We start from the raw sequence: 17,962 nt of genomic DNA on the forward strand, positions 1-17,962 counted from the left end.
TCAGGACCGGGCGCTCACAGCTCCGCGGCGAGCTCCGTGCCCTGGCGGATCGCACGCTTGGCGTCCAGTTCGGCGGCCACGTCGGCGCCGCCGATCAGATGCACCGGACGCCCCGCGGCCCGCAGCTCCTCGTACAGTTCACGGCGCGGTTCCTGACCCGCGCACAGCACCACGGTGTCGACCGGCAGCAGGTGCTGCTCGCCGTCCACGGTGAGGTGCAGACCCTCGTCGTCGATCAGGTCGTAGGAGGCGCCCGCGATCATCGTCACGCCACGGTGGCGCAGTTCGGTGCGGTGGATCCAGCCGGTCGTCTTCCCGAGTCCGGCGCCGACCTTGCTCGCCTTGCGCTGGATCAGATGCACCGTGCGCGGAGGCTTCGGGCGTTCCGGTGCCCGCAGCCCGCCCCGGTCCGCGTATCCCGTGTCCACGCCCCACTGCCGGAAGAAGACCTCCGGGTCGAGGCTCGCCGCATCGCCCCCGTCGGTCAGGAACTCCGCGACGTCGAAGCCGATCCCGCCCGCTCCGACGACCGCCACCCGGTCACCGACCTCCACGCCGTCGCGCAGGACGTCCAGATAACTGACCACGCTGGGGTGCCCGACGCCGGGGATCGCGGGGGTGCGCGGCTCGACGCCGGTCGCCAGGACGACCTCGTCGTATCCGTCCAACGCGGCGGAGTCGGCACGCGTACCGAGCCGGAGCTCGACCCCCTCCTCCGCGAGCCGGGTACGGAAGTAGCGCAGCGTCTCGTCGAACTCCTCCTTGCCGGGGACCCGGCGTGCGACGTTCAGCTGACCGCCGATCTCGTCGGCCGCGTCGAACAGCGTCACCGCGTGTCCGCGCTCCGAGGCCGTGACCGCGCACGCCAGCCCCGCGGGCCCGGCGCCGACCACGGCGACGCGCTTGCGGACGCGGGTCGGCGCAAGCACCAGTTCGGTCTCGTGGCAGGCGCGCGGATTCACCAGGCACGAAGTGATCTGCAGGCTGAACACGTGGTCCAGGCAGGCCTGGTTGCAGCCGATGCAGGTGTTGATCGCGTCGGCGCGGCCCTCGGCCGCCTTGGCGACGAAGTCGGGGTCGGCGAGGAAGGGCCTCGCCATCGACACCATGTCCGCGCGGCCCGAGGCGAGGATCTCCTCCGCCAGCTCGGGGGTGTTGATCCGGTTGCTGGTCACCAGCGGAACGGAGACCGCGCCCCGCACCTTCTCCGTCACCCAGGTGAAGGCGCCGCGCGGTACGGAGGTCGCGATGGTCGGGATGCGGGCCTCGTGCCAGCCGATGCCCGTGTTGATGAGGGTCGCGCCCGCCGCCTCCACCTCACGTGCGAGACGGACGACCTCCTCCAGCGTGGAACCACCGGGCACCAGGTCCAGCATGGACAGCCGGTAGATCAGGATGAAGTCGGGACCGACCCGCTCGCGGACCCGGCGCACGATCTCGACGGGGAAGCGGATGCGGTTCTCGTACGACCCGCCCCAGCGGTCCTCGCGGTGATTGGTCGCGGCGACGATGAACTCGTTGATCAGGTAGCCCTCGGAGCCCATGATCTCGACACCGTCGTAGCCCGCGCGCCGCGCCAGCTCCGCGGCCCGGACGAAGTCCTCGATGGTCTCCTCGACCTCGTCGTCGGTGAGCGCGTGCGGGGTGAACGCGCTGATCGGAGCCTTGAGCGCGCTCGGAGCCACCAGGTCCGGGTGATGGGCGTAGCGTCCGAAGTGCAGGATCTGCATCGCGATCCGGCCCCCCTCGGCGTGCACCGCCGCCGTGACCTCGGCGTGCTGCTCCGCCTCCGCCTCGGTGGTCATCATGGCGCCGCCGGGGAAGGAACACGCGCGTGGACCGGGAGCGATCCCCCCGGTGACCATGAGGCCCACCCCACCGCGTGCGCGGGCCGCGTAGAACGCGGCCATCCGCTCGAAGCCGCGCTCGACCTCCTCGAGACCGATGTGCATCGATCCCATCAGGACCCGGTTCGGGAGTGTGGTGAATCCGAGGTCGAGCGGGCTCAGCAGGGTGGGGTACGGGCTCATCCGGGGCTCCTCGCAGGTGTCGTCGAGCCAGTTGTAGACCACCCGAACGAGATTGTGCAACTAGTTGCACAATGACGTACGTCGCAGTCCTGGCGCGGGCGGCCCACGAACGGCGTAGCTCCACCGGACCCCACAGCCCGGCCCGGACGACAGTGGATCCGTACGGCTCACCGCCGCTGCTCCTCCTTGCCGACAGGAGACCTCCATGACCTGCATCAACCGACGTGATCTCGGACTTCTCGTACTCCGGGTCGGTACGGGAGCCGTCCTGGCGGCCCACGGCAGCCAGAAGCTGGGCGGGTGGTTCGGCGGCGGGGGCGTCGAGGGGACCACCGCGGCCATGGAGGCCATGGGCTTCCACCCGCCGAAGCACAGCGCCCTGGCGGCCGGCCTCGGCGAGGCGGGCGGCGGGGTCCTGCTGGCCCTCGGCCTCGCCACCCCCGCGGCCGGTGCCGCCGCGGCGGGCACGATGGCGGGTGCGGTCGCCGTGCACGCGCCCGCCGGCTTCTTCGCGATGGGCGGCGGCTACGAGTACCCGGCGTTCCTCGGCTTCGCCGCCGCCGCGATCGGGGTGACGGGCGCCGGCCGCTACTCCCTGGACCACGCCACCGGGCACGTCCTCGACAAGCCGTGGGTCGTCGCCCTCGCGTTCGCGGGCAGTGCCCTGGCAGCGGCGTCCGTCGTCGGCCGGCGCGCCAGGGGGCAGGCGGCGGCCCGGAGCGAGCCGGGCGACGAGGAGGTATAGCTCTCCCGCATTGATCGCCGTTTCACGGGCAATCGGCAGTGCATGAACGCGAACGCACTGTCGATGAACGCACGTGGTCAGGCCAGAAGAGCCGCGCGCAGCCGCGCCATGGACGTCGGCGCCCGCGCCGGGTTCGTGGCGCGCGGGGTGATCTACCTGCTGGTGGGGTTGCTCGCCCTGCGCATCGCCTTCTCCGACGGAGGCGGCAAGCAGGCGGACCGAGGCGGTGCCATCGCTGAGATAGCCGAGAAGCCCTTCGGAAGCATCCTGCTGTGGGTGCTCGGGGTGGCGCTGGCCGGCATGGCCCTCTGGCGCCTGTCCGAGGCGTTCTTCGGCCAGGCGGGCCCCGACGGCAACAGGACGAGCCGGCGCGCCACGGCCGCAGGACGCTTCCTCTTCTACGCCTTCGTGTCGTACTCCGTGCTCTCCTACGCCGCTGGTGACCGGAGCAGCGGCAGTGGATCCAGCGACAGGCAGACCGACGACGTCACAGCGCGTGCCCTGCAATGGACCGGCGGCCGGTGGATCGTGGGTGTCGCGGGCGCGGCCGTGATCGGTGCCGGTCTCTGGATGGCCTGCCGGGCCGTCGCGCGCACGTACCACAAGCATCTGAGGACGGGCACGATGACGAGGAAGGTCCGTCAGGCCGTCGACGTCACCGGCGTCTTCGGCGGCACCGTCCGCGGCGCGGTCTTCGCCACGGCGGGCGGGTTCGCCGTGGCAGCCGCGGTCCAGCACGAACCCGGCCGCGCCAAGGGCATGGACGACACCCTGCGTTCCTTCACCGAGACGCCCGCGGGGCCCTGGCTGCTCGCGTTCATCGCGGTCGGCCTGGCGGCCTTCGGTCTCTTCTCCTGGGCCGACGCCCGCTATCGGAAGATCTGAACGCTCAGCCGAGTCCGCGCGCCTCCTTGAAGCGGGACAGGCCCTCCGCGAGTCCCACGACCGGTTCCGGGTAGCCGCAGCGGGAGCGTTCCGCCTCCGGCAGCTTCCACGGCTCGTGCACGGCGGGCCCGGAGATCTCCGCGAGCTCGGGAACCCAGCGGCGGACGTACGCTCCGTCCGGGTCGTACCGCTTGGCCTGGGTCACCGGATTGAGCACCCGGTTGGGCCGGCTGTCCGTGCCCGTCCCCGCCACCCACTGCCAGTTGAGCTGGTTGTTGGCGATGTCCCCGTCGACGAGCAGTTCCAGGAAGTGACGCGCTCCGGTCCGCCAGTCCACGTACAGCGTCTTGGCGAGGAAGCTCGCCGTCAGCAGCCGGCCCCTGTTGTGCATCCAGCCCTCGTGGAGCAGTTGCCGTATCGCCGCGTCCACCACCGGGTAGCCGGTGCGGCCCTCCTTCCAGGCGGCCGTGTCGTCCGACGCCGCCCGCCCGCTGCGCCAACCGTCCTGCCGGGGACGGTAGTCGGCGTGGGAGGCCGCCGGGCGCGCGGCCAGGACCTGGCGGTGGAAGTCCCGCCAGCACAGCTGCCGTACGAACGCCTCCGCACCCGGGCCCCCCGCGGCGCGGGACCGGCCGACCAGCTCGGTGGGGGAGAGCGTGCCGAAGTGCAGGTGCGGGGAGAGCCGTGAGGTCGCGTCGCCCGCGAGGTCGTCGTGGCGTTCCTCGTACGACGCGAGCCCTTGCCGGCGCCATGCGGAGAACAGCTTCCGCCCCTCCGCCTCTCCGCCCTCGGCGAGACCGGGGGAGAGCCCCGGGATGTCCGCCCGTGAGGGCAGCGCGGCGGAAGCCGGGCCCTCCGGCACGCGCACGGCGCGAGGCGCCCGGAACGGGGCGCGGACGCCCTCCTCGGACCAACGGCGGAAGTACGGGGTGAAGACGGAGAAGTGGTCCCTGCCCGCGCCCGAGGGCACCACCGCTCCGGGCGCGACCGCGGTGACCACGGCGTCGTGTACGCGCAGCCGGCAGCCCACGGACGTGAGGACCTCGCGCAGCCGCTCCTCGCGGCGCTGCGCGAACGCGCTGACGTCCGCCGCCATGTGCACCGTGTCGGCACCGGTCTCCGTGACGATCCGGCCGGCCTCGGCGGCGACGTCACCCTCCCGCAGGACCAGGCGCCCGCCGCGCTCGCGGAGACCGGTGTCCAGGTCCCGGAGACAGTCGGCCAGGAACGCGCGTCGGTTGGGCGCGCCGAATCCGGCGGCCTCGACGGCTTCGTCCAGGACGAACAGGGGGACCACCTCGTCGGCCGACGCGAGGGCGGCGTGCAGCGGCGGATGGTCGTGCAGCCGCAGATCGGCGGTGAACAGGACGACTGCCACGGTCATGCCGGACCACCCGCCGCCTTCCTGGCGGCGGCCCGTGCGATGTTGCGGGCCATCCCGCCGAAGACCACCGCGTGGAAGGGGGACACACTCCACCAGTACGCGTGGCCGGGCAGCCCGTTGGGATGGAAGAGGGCCCGCTGCCGGTAACGGGACCGGCCGTCCTCGCCCTGTTCGGCGTACATCTCCAGCCAGGCCAGGCCGGGCAGCCGCATCTCCGCGCGGAGCCGGAGCAGCCGGCCGGGCTCGATCTCCTCGACCCGCCAGAAGTCCAGCGAGTCACCGACCCTCAGCCGTTGGGCGTCCCGTCTGCCCCGGCGCAGGCCCACCCCGCCGACCAGCCGGTCCAGCCATCCCCTGACCGCCCATGCCAGGGGGAACGAGTACCAGCCGTTGTCACCGCCGATCCCCTCGATGACCCGCCACAGGGTCTCGGGTGCGGCGTCCACGTCGAGCTCGCGCACATCCGTGTACAGACTGCCGCCCGCCCACTCGGGATCGGTGGGCAGCGGATCACTCGGGATGCCGGGGGTGGAGGCGGAGGACCAACGTGTCGTCACCCGCGCCTCGCGGATCCGCTGCAGGGCGAGCGAGAGCGAGGTGGCGAAGGAGAACGGCTGCCCCGGGCCGTCGGGGACGTGGCCGGCGATGTCGTGCTCGTGGCACACGACCTCGTAGCGCAAGGACTCCGCGAGCGGGCGGGCGATCGACGCCGGCACGGGCGTGACCAGTCCGACCCAGTGACTCGACAGCCCCGGCGACAGCATCGGCACCGGCAGGATCAGCCGGTGGCGGAGCTTGGCGACCTGCGCGTACTTCTGCATCATGTCGCGGTACGTCATGACGTCCGGTCCGCCGATGTCGAACGCGCGGTTCACCTCGGCGGGCATGTGCGCACTGCCCACGAGGTAACGCAGGACGTCCCGGACCGCGACCGGCTGGATCCGGGTCGACACCCAGCTGGGGGTGACCATGACCGGGAGCCGCTCGGTGAGGTAGCGCAGCATCTCGAAGGACGCCGAACCCGAACCGATGATCACCGCGGCGCGCAGCGCGGTCGTCGGCACGCCCGACTCGAGCAGGATGCGTCCGACCTCGGCGCGCGAGCGCAGATGCGGGGACAGGTCCCGTTCGGGGACACCGGCGGGGGTGAGCCCGCCGAGGTACACGATGCGCCGGATTCCGGCGGCCCGCGCCTGCTCGCCGAAGACGCGGGCCGCCTCACGGTCGGTCCGCTCGAAACCCGGCCCGCTGGTCAGCGCGTGCACCAGGTAGTACGCGACGTCGATGTCCGTCATCGCCGCGCGCACGGACTGCGCGTCCGTCACATCACCTTTGACGACCTCGGCCTCGGCCGCCCACGGATGGTCCCGCAGCTTCTCCGGCGTGCGCGCCAGGCAGCGCACCCGGTGGCCGGCGTCCAGCAGTTCGGGTACGAGGCGGCCACCGATGTATCCCGTCGCGCCCGTCACGAGACACCGCAGTCCGCCGCTGTCGTCCTTGCTGTCCATGGCCCCTCGCTCCGGCTCGTGTGTCCTTCGTCCACGGTGTCACCCGTGCGGAGGATTCCGTCTGCCGACGGGGCCCTGACACGCCGAAGCCCACCCCACCGGGTGGCGGGGCGGGCCGGACCTCAGTGCTGTTCGGTCCTCTCGGTGACGGTGCCCTTGATGACGCGCGGGTCCGCCGCACCGGCCCCGGGGCCCGCCGGGCCGGCAGGAGCGACGTCGTCCGTCTTCAGGGCCCGCGCCTCGCTCTTCAGGATCCGGGCCGACTTGCCCAGGGAGCGGGCGAGTTCGGGGAGCTTCCTGGCACCGAAGACCAGGACGGCGAGGACGATGAAGATGGCGATCTCGCTGATTCCGAACATGACGGCTGTCTCTCCCTGACGGTGTGGGCCACTCGCACGGCGACCGCGAAGATGCCCTGGGGCGCCCGGGCGAGCAAAATCTACAGCACTGTAGAAGGATGCGGCAGGGTGTCTCCCCGTCCCGGCCTCAGCCTTCGTCGTCCTCCTCTTCCTCTTCGTCGCCCTCGAAGAAGTCGCCCACCTCGTCGATGACTTCGGCGGCGACCATCCCGCCCACGACGCCGACGGCGACACCAGCCGCCCCGACGGCCACGGCGGTGCCGAGGCCGGGGCCCGAGTGATGCGCAGGCCCGTCGGCGTGTCCGTACGCCCCCGGGGCGCCGTGCGGCGAGCGGGTGTCGGCCAGCGCCCGGATCCACCGGTCGATCTCGGCGGCCAGGTCGCGTCCCTGGGCCTCGTGCGCGCCGATGGTCAAACGGCTGACGGTGTCGCCGCCGTGGGAGTGGAGGCCTCCCCGCTTGTCGGCCTCCAGTACGACCTCCAGGCCGTCGGCTCCGGCGAGGAACGTCACCTCGACCTCGTTGACCCGGTCCGCGTACCGCGGTGCGGGTGAGAGCTCGATCTCCTGGTAGAAGGGCAGCCGCTGTCCGCTGCCGCGGATGTGCCCGAGCTCCAGGTCGGCGGAGCTGAAGCCGAACCCGAGCTGCCCGAACGCCTCGAGTACGGCCTCCTGGGCGGGCAGGGGGCGCACGGTGAGCCGGTCGAGGTCTCCCTTGTCCCTGGCGCCCGCGACGGAGAGCTCCGTGCGTACGCCGAGGACGATGCCGAGGTCCTGTCCGTAGAGCTCGGTGACCGGGGTTTCCCAGGGGACTGCCACGGTGAACGGAATGCTGTGCTCCGTGTCCGCGGTCAGGATGAAGCCGCCGCTGACGGTGAAGCGCTCGAAGGCGACAGTGCCTTCGGACTCGCCGTCCTCCTGCTCGGCCTCGACGCGTGCGACGAGCTCCAGCGTGATGTGCTCGATCGTGAAATCGGCGCTGCCGCCCTTCAGCCGGACGTGGCCGCCGAGGCTGCCGCCGGGCGTGACGGCCCCGGGCTCCAGGACCGTGTCGACGGTCGGGCCGCCCACGCCGAGCGAGCCGAGCAGTTTCTTGAACACCATCGTGGCGTCCGCTCCTTCTTCCGTACGCGGAGTACGCGTTCAGCAGATTTCTACACAACTGTAGAAGTATAGAGGGGTGATGGACTGCCGAAGTGGCGTCGCCGTCCCGTGGGGGAGGGAGCTCGCGCGCTCGCGTCCGCGCCCTAGTATGGGGCGGTGAACAGTGCGGACGACTCTCGTGACGGAGCGCGCCCCGGTGCCACCGGGGTGCCGGAGCTCCAGGCGCTCGCCGTGGAGTTGCGCCGGATGAACGGCGAGATCAACCGACTGGTTCACGCTTTCGCGCATGCGCAGGGTCTCCACACCACCGACGTACAGGCGCTGGGTGCGATCCTCGACGCGGACGCGCCGCTGACCCCCGGCAGGCTGCGCGAACACCTCGGCCTGACGTCCGGCGCGGTCACCGCCTGTCTGGACCGCCTGGAGCGTGCCGGTCACATCCGGCGCGCGCGGGAGAGCTCCGACCGGCGGGTCGTGCACCTGTACTACGAATCCGGGGCCAAGTCGGCCGCCCGTTCCTTCTTCATGCCTCTCGCCGAGGCGGCGGCGGAGGCGCGCTCCGCCTCCGAGCCGCAGGAGCTGGAGGCCGCGCTCCGTTTCCTCGGCCGGATGAACGGCGAACTCGCCCGAATGCAGGTTCCCCGGCGCTGAACCGCCCTGCCCTCGCAGAGGTGTGCTCTGCGGCATGTAATCTTAATCATTGAGATACATTATGATTGAGAGATCGCGGCCGCCCCAGGAGCCCCATGTCCACCGCATCGAAGCCGGTTCGCCGGCTGTTCCTCGTCCCCGTATTCCTTGTTCTCGCCTGGCTCGTCGTCGGCGGGGCGTTCGGCCCGTACGCCGGGAAGCTCGGTGAAGTAGCCACCAACGACCAGGCCTCGTTCCTGCCGCAGAGCGCCGAGTCCACCCGGGTCGTCGAGGCCCAGAAGGCGTTCAGCAAGCAGCAGACCGTCCCCGCCGTCGTGGTCTGGACCTCCGACGCCGAGGGCGGAAAGCTCGACGCCGAGCAGCAGAAGGCCGCGACGGCCGCGCTCGCCTCCGTGGAGGGCGGGCCGGGCGTCGCCGGTCAGGTGAGTCCCGCGCTGCCGTCGAAGGACCGTCAGGCGCTCGAAGGTGTCGTCCAGTTGCGGCCGGACCTCGGGGACGGCCTTCCCGACGCGCTCGCGGACATCCGCAGCGCGGCGGAACGCGTACCCGGAACGGTGGTCGGACTGGCCGGCCCCGCGGCCTCCCAGGCCGATCTGTCCGACGCCTTCGCCGGCATCGACGGACTGCTTCTCGGTGTCGCGCTGGTGACCGTGCTCGTCATCCTGCTCCTCGTGTACCGGAGTGTGCTGCTGCCCCTGATCATCATCATCGGCGCGGTCTTCGCCCTCGGCGTCGCCTGCGCGATCGTGTACGTACTGGCGGACCACGACATCGTCCGGGTCGACGGGCAGGTCCAGGGCATCCTGTCGATCCTGGTCATCGGCGCCGCCACCGACTACGCCCTGCTGCTCACCGCACGGTTCCGCGAAGAGCTGGTGCGGCACGCGGACCGGTGGACCGCGATGCGAGCCGCGCTCCGTGAGTCCGCGGGGCCGATCACGGCCAGCGCCGCCACCGTCGCGCTGGGCCTCCTCGCCCTGCTGCTCAGCGACCTGACCAACAACCGCGCCCTGGGGCCCGTGGGCGCCATCGGCATCGTGTGTTCCGTCCTCAGCGCTCTCACCTTCCTGCCGGCCGTCCTGGTCCTGCTGGGCAGGGCCGCGTACTGGCCGGCCAAGCCGAAGGAGGGGGAGGCCGAGCCCGCCTCCGGCTCGACGGGGATCTGGTCGCGGATCGCCGGTCTGGTCGACCGCTCCCCGCGCAAGGTGTGGGCTGTCACGCTGATCGGTCTCCTCGCGTGTGCCGCCTTCATGCCGACCCTGAACTCCAAGGGGGTGCCACTCAAGGAGATCTTCGTCAACGACGCACCGTCGGTCAGCGCGCAGGAGACCCTGGGCCGGCACTTCCCCGGCGGATCGGGCAACCCCGCCGTCGTGATCGCCGACGCCGACCGCACCCAGCAGGTGGTCACCGCGGCCCGGGACATGCCCGGCGTCGCGAACGTCTCCGTGGTGACGGCCTCCGGGCGCCCGGGGGGCGGAGACCCGCTCGTCGTGGACGGCCGGGTCCGTATCGATGCCACCCTCGCGGACGCGGCCGACAGCGACGCCGCCAAGGAGACCGTCACGCGGATCCGCGACGCGGTCCACGCGGTCCCCGGCGCCGAGGCACTCGTCGGCGGTTACACCGCGCAGCAGTACGACACGCAGAAGACCGCCGAACACGACCGCAACATCATCGTGCCCGTGGTGCTGGTCATCATCCTCGTCATCCTGATCGGTCTGCTCCGCTCCCTGCTGATGCCGCTGCTGCTCGTGGCGACGGTGGCGCTCAACTTCCTCGCCACGCTGGGAATCGCGTCCCTGTTCTTCGAGCACGTCCTCGGCTTCAGCGGCACCGACTCGTCCGTCCCGCTGTACGGATTCGTCTTCCTGGTCGCGCTGGGCGTCGACTACAACATCTTCCTGATGTCCCGGGTCCGCGAGGAGTCCCTGATCCACGGCGCCCGGGAGGGCGTACTCCGTGGACTGACCACCACGGGCGGGGTCATCACCTCGGCCGGGGTCGTGCTGGCGGCCACCTTCGCGGCCCTGGGGGTCATCCCGCTCGCCTTCCTGGTCCAGATCGCGTTCATCGTCGCGTTCGGCGTCCTGCTGGACACCCTCGTGGTGCGTTCGCTCCTGGTGCCCGCGCTCGTCCGGGACATCGGGCCCACCGCCTGGTGGCCGGGGGTGCTCAGCCGGGGCGGCAAGGACGCACCTGAGGGGAGCAGGCCCCTGTCGTAACTCCGGCCCGGGATCCGAAGGGATACGGTCCCGGGTGCCCCAGGGCGGCACCCGGGCGCCCCGGGGTGCCCGGCACCGGGAGAGAAGGGGGCGGCCTGCAACACGGGCGTGGTCCGCTGTACCGGGTGGTGCGGCGGGCCGCATCCCAACTGGCGGAGTCCCAACCGCAGCCGGGTCCCGACGAGCCGATGGTCGCGGCTCTCGTCGAGAGGGTGAGCAGGTCCGCCGGCGAGTGACCGGCGCCGCCCGTGCCCTTCACGTCCCCGTGCCCTGCGCGTCCCCGTGTCCTCGTACTCTTGTGTCCCGGTGAGACAAAAGTCCCATTGGGACATTTGAAGGTGTACGATGCAACTATGAGTTCGACAGGGAACGGCCCGGACAGGCGTAGCCGCAAGGCGCGCAGGACCCGGGACACGCTGGCTCAGCACGCGTTCGATCTGGTACTCGAGCGCGGTACGAGGAGCGTGACGGTCGAGGAGATCGCGCAGGCGGCCGACGTCGACCGGCGCACCTTCAGCCGGTACTTCCCGAGCAAGGAGGCCGCCGTCCTCGACGCAGTGCGGGGCGACGGCGACAGAATCAACCGGGCGCTCCGCGAGCGTCCCGCGGCCGAACCACCGCTCACCGCCTATCGTCTGGCCGTCCTCGACTGGCTCGACGACCCGGAGGCGGAACCCTGGCATCTGAGGCCGCGCATCTTCGACCTGCTGGTCATGGTCGAGGAGGAACCGACGCTGTACGCGGCGTACCACCACATCCGTGTGGACGCCCAGGAGGAGTCGGTCAGGATCATCGCGGAACGGCTCGGTGTCGATCCACGACAGGACCTCCGTCCCGCCGTGGCGGTCGCCGCAGGGGCCGGAGCGCTCCTCGCGGCCCAGGCGGCATGGGTACGGGGCGGCCGGCCGGCAGCCCTGCCCGAGTTCGTCGTACAAGCCTTCGACGCCCTCTCCACGAACCTGCCGCAACCCCGGCAGGACGGGCCGGCGCCCCACAGCACCACGCAAGGAAGCACACCATGAGCACCCACCTCCCCACCGCCTACGAGACGGAATTCGCGGGCAAGGTCGCCCTTGTCACCGGCGGCGCGTCCGGTATCGGCCTGGCCCTCTCCCGGCGGCTCGCCGCGAGCGGCGCGGCCGTCGTCGTCGCCGACTACAACGAGGAGAGCGCCCGTAAGGCCGCCGACGAGCTGCGGGCCACCGGCGCGCGCGCAGCAGCGGTCGCCCTCGACGTCACCGACCCCGCCTCCGTCGAGGCCGGTGTCCGGTTCGCCGTCGACACGTTCGGCGCCCTGCACCTCGCCGTGAACAACGCCGGCATCGGCGGCCCCGCGCAGCCCACCGGCGAGTACGGGATCGAGGACTGGAACAAGGTCGTCGCCACCAACCTCAGCGGCGTCTTCTACTCGATGCGGTACGAGCTCCCCGCCATCCTCGCCGCAGGCGGCGGCGCCGTCGTCAACATGTCGTCGATCCTCGGCACCAACGGCTTCGCGAGCTCCCCGGCCTATGCCGCGGCCAAGCACGGCGTCGTCGGCCTCACCAAGACCGCCGCACTCGAGTACGCGGCACAGAACGTGCGTATCAACGCGGTCGGCCCCGGCTTCATCGACACCCCGCTGCTCCGCGACACCGACTCCCCGGCCCGTGACCACCTGATCTCCCTGCACCCGGCCGGCCGCCTCGGCACGTCGGAGGAGGTCGCCGAGCTCACCGCCTTCCTGCTCTCCGACCGCGCCTCCTTCATCCACGGCAGCTACCACCTGGTGGACGGCGGCTACTCCGCCTCCTGACCCCCGAGTGGCGCATCGCCACCACGAGGGTCACAAAGGACGTACGGAGAACGAGGGAGAGACATGAAAGCCGTCCAGTACCGCACCGTCGGCGCCGCGCCCGAGGTCGTCGAGATTCCCGAGCCCGTGGCGGGGCCCGGCCAGATCCTGCTGAAGGTCAGCGCGGCGGGTGTCTGCCACTCGGACATCGCCGTGATGAGCTGGCCCGCGGAGGGATTCCCCTACGAACTGCCGCTCACCCTCGGACACGAGGGTGTCGGTACGGTCGCCGCGCTCGGCGAGGGCGCCGAGGGCTTCGCGGTGGGCGACTCGGTCGCCGTCTACGGCCCCTGGGGCTGCGGCACCTGCGTGAACTGTGCGGAGGGCAGGGAGAACTACTGCCTGCGCGCCGCCGACCTCGGCATCAACCCGCCCGGACTGGGCAACCCCGGCGCCATGGCCGAGTACATGATCGTCGACGACGCCCGTCACCTGACGCCCATCGGTGACCTGGACCCGGTCAAGACGGTCTCGCTGACCGACGCGGGCCTCACGCCGTACCACGCGATCAAGCGCTCGCTTCCGAAGCTGCTGCCCGGCGCCACGGCCGTGGTCATCGGCACCGGCGGCCTCGGTCACGTCGCCATCCAGCTGCTGCGCGCCATGACCGCCGTACGGGTCATCGCCCTCGACGTCACCGAGGAGAAGCTCGCGCTCGCCCGGACCGTCGGAGCTCACGAGGCCGTGCTCTCCGACGAGAACGCGGCGGCCAAGGTCCGCGAGCTCACCGGCGGCATCGGGGCCAAGGTCGTCTTCGACTTCGTCGGCGCCGAGCCGACCGTGAAGACAGCCGGTGCGATGGCCTCCGTCGACAGCGACGTCACCATCGTCGGCATCGGCGGCGGCCTGCTGCCCGTCGGATTCGGTGTCCTGCCGTTCTCCACGTCGGTCTCCGCGCCGTACTGGGGCTCGCGCAAGGAGCTCGCCGAAGTCATCGAGCTCGCCCACGCCGGCGCCGTCGACGTCCACGTCGAGACGTACTCCATCGACGAGGCCCCGCTCGCCTACGAGCGGCTGCACGCCGGCCAGATCAACGGCCGCGCGGTCATCCTGCCCAACGGCTGACCACCCCGGACGACTCGCCGGGACGCCTGCTGAAGGCGCCCGGCGAGTCGTCCGTGTCCTCAGGGAGCGGCCGTCACTGCGTCCGACCGGGTCAGCCGGACAGGCTCGGTACCGGACGCGCTGTGCCGCTCCGCCCAGTTCTCCAGTGCCGTGCGGCAGGCGTGGTCCAGGTGGTTCAGGCCGGACAGGTCCAGTTCGACGGGCCGATCCTGGGGCAGTTCCTCCAGGCTGTCGAGTATCTTCGGCAGCCGCAGGAAGGTCGCGTTGCCGGTCAGCCTGGCCCGGACGCCTTCGGTACTGCTGTCCACGATCTCCAGTCTGACGTGCGAGGCGTCCCAGGCCGCCTTGGCCACCGACAGGGCCAGCCCCGTCAGCACACCCTCGAACATGTTCACCGTCACGATCGCCACGGCGGTCACGATCAGGATCAGCGCCTCGCCGCGGTGCTCACGCCACAGCGCCACGAGCGGGCGCAGCGGGATCAGCTTCCATCCGGCGTGGATGAGAATGCCGGCGAGGGCCGGCAGGGGGATGAGACCCAGCGCGGACGGCAGCAGTGCCGCGAACAGGAGCAGCCACACACCGTGCAGCACCCGGGAGGCCCGGGTCCGTGCGCCCGCCTGCAGGTTGGCGGAGCTGCGCACGATGACGGCGGTCATCGGCAGCGAGCCGAGGAACCCGCACACGGTGTTGCCCGTGCCCTGGGCCATCAGCTCCTTGTCGTAGTCGGTACGCGGCCCGTCGTGCAGCCGGTCCACCGCGGCGGCGCTGAACAGGCTCTCCGCGGAGGCGATCAGGGTGAAGGCCGCGACCGTTCCGAGCAGGCTCACGCTCGCGAGCCCGCCGAACTCGGACAGGGCGGGAACCTGGACGGCGTCGAGCAGTCCCTGGACCTGGACCGTCTCGACCGGCAGGCCGAACGCCAGTGTGACGAGTGTGGCCAGCACGACCGCGGCGAGCGCGCCCGGAACGGCCCGCACCCGCTCGGGCAACCTGCTCCATCCCACGATCAGGGCGATGGTCCCGGCGCCGACCGCGAGTGAGGCGAGCGCCGTGGGACTGGACACGACGTCGGCCAGCAGCCCCGGGATGCCGGCCATCTTGCCGGTGCCGGAGAGCGGTGCCTCGGCGCCGGCGGCCGCGTAGAGCTGGCCCGCGATGAGGACGAGGCCGATGCCGGCGAGCATGCCCTCGACGACCGAGACCGAGATGGCCCGGAACCAGCGGCCCAGCCGCAGCGCTCCCATGGCGAGCTGCAGCAGCCCGGAGGCGAGCACGATCACCCCGAGCGCGGGGAGTCCGAAGGCCTGGACGGCCTCGAAGACGAGCACGGTGAGACCGGCCGCAGGCCCCGACACCTGGAGACTGCTGCCGCGCATGAAGCCGGTGACGAGACCGCCCACGATGCCGGTGATCAGGCCCAGTTCGGCCGGGACCCCGGATGCGACGGCGATCCCCACGCACAGGGGCAGAGCGACCAGGAAGACGACGAGTGACGCGGCGAAATCCTGCCGCAGGTGGGGGAATTTGCTGACACGGTCCATGGCGGCCCTCATCCCGTGCGGAAGGGAGCCGAGCGCACGTCGCCGGGCGGGGGTGCCCAGACGGTGTTGCCGCTGATCCTTGGGACCTGTTCCGTGGGGTGGTCGGCGAGAGATCGCATACCGGTGATACCTCCTGGCGCACCTGAGGTCGGCGCGTCGGCATTCGTACGAGAACGGGGGCGCGGCGGGCAGCTCGGTACGGCCCCAGGCCGATGGGTCCCGCAGGACCGCGAGCAGGGGCAGGGGAGTTCGTCGAGCGGCCTCAGGTCAGCTCAGCAGCGGAAGACCTGAAGCAGGGTGCAGGAGTGCGCGGTCGAGGACCGGGAGGTGTGACGCGCGTTGCCCATCGCCGCGACGGCTGCCGGAGCGAGTATGCCCCTGACGTCACTCGTCACCGCGGAGCGCGACGGGAGTTCGGGAGCGGAAACGGTCGCTGAGCGGTGCCGGTCACGATGGCGCAGGAGGCCGTTCGACTCACCCCCGCGATCCGGTGTGCCACAGGTGCCGTACTCCCCGTGCGTCGCTCCCGCGCCCGCTTTCGGGGGAGTTTCCACACCGATTTCCGCGGCGTACGCGGGTACGTCTGTTGACGGCGTGCCGGAGTACGGGGCCAATAGGAAGACCAACAGGAACGCGAGCACGCACCGGACTGCCGCAGCTCGCACCCGTTACCTCCTGCTGGATTCTCACCCCTCCTTCGGGACGCTAACAGGCGCGAGCGCTTATGGAGTTAACCCTCTGTGAAGAGTCCGAAAGTCGATGCCCATCGAGCCGAATTGTGTGACGGAGGTCTGTGGCCTGGAGATGTGCCCCACTATCGATTCTCAGTATTCGAGATCAACCGCGCCTGTGTGGCTCATGCATATGCCGGTGGAGTGGCAATGGCCGCATTCGTACGTCGGTTCGGCTGGTGAATATGTGTCAACCAGAGAGGAAAGCGGCCGATGTTCAGAGGTGTCCTCACGCGGCGCGTTTGCCTCGAACGGGCAGCGGAAATGGGGCACGAGGGGCGTTCAGCCGTCTGCCGACGCTCCCTCGGCGACGGTCGGCGGGGCGAAGCCGGCTGCCAGTTGCTCCGGGGTGCGGGGGCCGGGTGCCGTGTCGTCCAGCAGACCGTGCGCACGCAGAAGCCGGGTGGCCGCGATGCCCCACGGCAACCGCAGCCCGGCCTCCCGCAGGAGCTCCGTACGGGCCAGCATCGCCGGCGCCGGGCCGGCCCGGACACCGGCCGGGGTGAGGAGCGCGGCGTCGTCGGCCCAACGCAGGGCGAGGTCGACGTCATGGGTGGCCATCATGACGGTGGTGCCACCGTCGCGGAGGGAACCGAGCGTGGCGAGCAGCCGTTCCTGACCGTCCGGATCGAGCCCGGCGGTCGGCTCGTCGAGGATGAGCACACGGGGCCGCATCGCTACCGCGCCCGCGATGGCCGTCCGTTTGCGCTGCCCGTAGGAGAGGAGATGGGTGGGCCGGTCCGCCAGGGCCGTGATGTCGAGGGCGGTGAGCGCCTCGTCCACCCGGGCCCGCACCTCGGCGTCGGACAGGCCGAGGTTCAGTGGTCCGAACGACACGTCCTGCGAGACGGATGCGGCGAACAACTGGTCGTCCGGGTCCTGCACCACCAGTTGGACCGTGGTGCGCAGCCGGGTCAGCCCCTTGCGGTCGTACGTGACAGGGCGGCCCTCGACCGTCAACTGCCCGTCACGCGGGCGCAGTCCGCCGCTGAGGAGCCGCATCAGCGTGGTCTTCCCACTGCCGTTCCGGCCGAGCAGGGCGAGCGCACGCCCTTCGTGCGCCTCGAAGTCGAGGCCGCTGAGCACGGCAGGACCGTCCTCGTACGCGAAGGACGCGCCCCGCAGGGCGAGCAGCACGGATTCGCTCAAGGCAGAAGCCTTTCCAGGACGAAGGTCAGGGCGGTGAGAGCCGCGAGCACGGTGATGCTCACGGTCACGAACCGGATGGAGACGCGGGCCTCGGGCACCAGGACACGCAGGGTCCCGTCGTAGCCGCGCCCGGCCAGCCCCGCCTGGAGACGGGCCGCGCGGTCGAAGGCCCTGATGAACGCGGTCGCTCCGAGCCCCGCCACGGACCGCCAGGCGGCCGCCCGGGTGGTGTGTCCGAGCCGGGCCGCCTGGGCCTCCCGGATGCGGCGTACCGAGTCGAGGAGCAGAAAGCTCATGCGGTACGTCACCAGTGCGACGTCCACCACCGGTGCGGGCACCCCCGCCACGACCAGGCGGGGCAGCAGGTCGGACATCGGGGTGGTGAAGGCGAACAGCAGGACCCCGAGCGAGGCGGCCGAGGTGCGCAACAGCAGTTCCCCGGCGCGGACGAGCCCCCCCTCGGCGAAGGTGACGGGCCCGTCCGGCCCGCCGATCTGGACGAGGAGTGTGGCCGCCCCGGTGACACAGAAGCCCAGGGGTACCCGGTACGCCCGCCACAGGAGGCGGACGGTCACGCCCGCCGGCCCGAGCAGTACGGCGAGGGAGGCCACGAGGACCAGGGCCGCGCCGGGCCAGGGTGGCAGCGAGATCGCCAGAACCGTGAGCCCCAGACCGAGCACGGCCTTGTCGACGGGATGGCGGCGGCGCCAGCGACTGCTGTGCGCCGCCGCGTCGATCGGCAGCACGGGT

At 71.4% G+C, this 17,962-nt stretch carries 15 protein-coding genes; 7 read left to right on the plus strand and 8 right to left on the minus strand.

Annotated features, from left to right (window positions below; all coding sequences use genetic code 11):
* Positions 1-14: 14 nt before the first annotated feature.
* Positions 15-2,030, minus strand: coding sequence for an FAD-dependent oxidoreductase (locus ACFYQ5_RS19150; RefSeq protein ID WP_389199098.1), 2,016 nt, complete (start codon positions 2,028-2,030; stop codon positions 15-17).
* Positions 2,031-2,235: 205 nt separating this feature from the next.
* On the opposite strand from ACFYQ5_RS19150, the gene ACFYQ5_RS19155 reads away from it, so the two are divergent.
* Positions 2,236-2,775, plus strand: coding sequence for a DoxX family protein (locus ACFYQ5_RS19155; protein ID WP_389198832.1), 540 nt, complete (start codon positions 2,236-2,238; stop codon positions 2,773-2,775).
* Positions 2,776-2,817: 42 nt separating this feature from the next.
* Positions 2,818-3,660, plus strand: coding sequence for a DUF1206 domain-containing protein (locus ACFYQ5_RS19160; protein ID WP_389198833.1), 843 nt, complete (start codon positions 2,818-2,820; stop codon positions 3,658-3,660).
* A 4-nt stretch (positions 3,661-3,664) separates the two neighbouring features.
* Here ACFYQ5_RS19160 and ACFYQ5_RS19165 read toward each other — a convergent pair whose 3' ends face one another.
* From ACFYQ5_RS19165 to ACFYQ5_RS19180, 4 genes are all read right to left on the minus strand, one after another.
* Positions 3,665-5,044 carry a cryptochrome/photolyase family protein gene (locus ACFYQ5_RS19165; RefSeq protein ID WP_389198835.1) on the minus strand — a complete coding sequence of 460 codons (1,380 nt, stop codon included), beginning with the start codon at positions 5,042-5,044 and terminating at the stop codon, positions 3,665-3,667.
* Positions 5,041-6,552, minus strand: a complete 1,512-nt coding sequence (locus tag ACFYQ5_RS19170) for an SDR family oxidoreductase (protein WP_389198836.1) — start codon at positions 6,550-6,552, stop codon at positions 5,041-5,043. The genes ACFYQ5_RS19165 and ACFYQ5_RS19170 overlap by 4 nt, the downstream gene beginning before the upstream one ends.
* A gap of 122 nt (positions 6,553-6,674) precedes the next feature.
* Positions 6,675-6,911 carry a twin-arginine translocase TatA/TatE family subunit gene (locus ACFYQ5_RS19175; RefSeq protein WP_389198838.1) on the minus strand — a complete coding sequence of 79 codons (237 nt, stop codon included), beginning with the start codon at positions 6,909-6,911 and terminating at the stop codon, positions 6,675-6,677.
* Positions 6,912-7,038: 127 nt separating this feature from the next.
* On the minus strand, positions 7,039-8,013 hold the full coding sequence (locus ACFYQ5_RS19180; protein ID WP_389198839.1) for a sporulation protein: 975 nt from the start codon (positions 8,011-8,013) through the stop codon (positions 7,039-7,041).
* Positions 8,014-8,169: 156 nt separating this feature from the next.
* Between ACFYQ5_RS19180 and ACFYQ5_RS19185 the strand changes: the two genes are divergently transcribed.
* The 5 genes from ACFYQ5_RS19185 (at position 8,170) to ACFYQ5_RS19205 (ending at position 13,788) form a co-directional block, all read left to right on the plus strand.
* Complete coding sequence (locus ACFYQ5_RS19185; RefSeq protein ID WP_389198841.1) at positions 8,170-8,664, plus strand: MarR family winged helix-turn-helix transcriptional regulator; 495 nt, start codon at positions 8,170-8,172, stop codon at positions 8,662-8,664.
* A 95-nt stretch (positions 8,665-8,759) separates the two neighbouring features.
* Positions 8,760-10,889 carry an MMPL family transporter gene (locus ACFYQ5_RS19190; RefSeq protein WP_389198842.1) on the plus strand — a complete coding sequence of 710 codons (2,130 nt, stop codon included), beginning with the start codon at positions 8,760-8,762 and terminating at the stop codon, positions 10,887-10,889.
* Positions 10,890-11,242: 353 nt separating this feature from the next.
* Entirely contained in the window at positions 11,243-11,911 is a 669-nt protein-coding gene (locus ACFYQ5_RS19195) for a TetR family transcriptional regulator (RefSeq protein WP_389198844.1), read from the plus strand.
* A complete protein-coding gene (locus tag ACFYQ5_RS19200) occupies positions 11,908-12,684 on the plus strand; it encodes an SDR family NAD(P)-dependent oxidoreductase (protein ID WP_389198845.1) in 777 nt (258 codons plus the stop codon). The genes ACFYQ5_RS19195 and ACFYQ5_RS19200 overlap by 4 nt, the downstream gene beginning before the upstream one ends.
* A 63-nt stretch (positions 12,685-12,747) precedes the next feature.
* The gene (locus tag ACFYQ5_RS19205; protein WP_389198847.1) at positions 12,748-13,788 is read left to right on the plus strand and encodes an NAD(P)-dependent alcohol dehydrogenase; all 1,041 of its coding nucleotides are present in this window, start codon (positions 12,748-12,750) and stop codon (positions 13,786-13,788) included.
* A 59-nt stretch (positions 13,789-13,847) separates the two neighbouring features.
* Here the strand turns inward: ACFYQ5_RS19205 and ACFYQ5_RS19210 are convergent, their stop codons facing one another.
* From ACFYQ5_RS19210 to cbiQ, 3 genes are all read right to left on the minus strand, one after another.
* The gene (locus ACFYQ5_RS19210) at positions 13,848-15,332 is read right to left on the minus strand and encodes a SulP family inorganic anion transporter (RefSeq protein WP_389198848.1); all 1,485 of its coding nucleotides are present in this window, start codon (positions 15,330-15,332) and stop codon (positions 13,848-13,850) included.
* Between the two features lie 1,013 nt (positions 15,333-16,345).
* Positions 16,346-17,212 carry an energy-coupling factor ABC transporter ATP-binding protein gene (locus ACFYQ5_RS19215; protein WP_389198849.1) on the minus strand — a complete coding sequence of 289 codons (867 nt, stop codon included), beginning with the start codon at positions 17,210-17,212 and terminating at the stop codon, positions 16,346-16,348.
* Positions 17,209-17,958 (minus strand): cobalt ECF transporter T component CbiQ, encoded by a 750-nt coding sequence (gene cbiQ, locus ACFYQ5_RS19220; protein WP_389198851.1) that lies wholly within the window; start codon positions 17,956-17,958, stop codon positions 17,209-17,211. Before cbiQ ends, ACFYQ5_RS19215 begins: the two co-directional genes overlap by 4 nt.
* Positions 17,959-17,962 lie beyond the last annotated feature (4 nt).

The organism is Streptomyces sp. NPDC005794 (assembly GCF_042871445.1).
Lineage (GTDB): Bacteria > Actinomycetota > Actinomycetes > Streptomycetales > Streptomycetaceae > Streptomyces.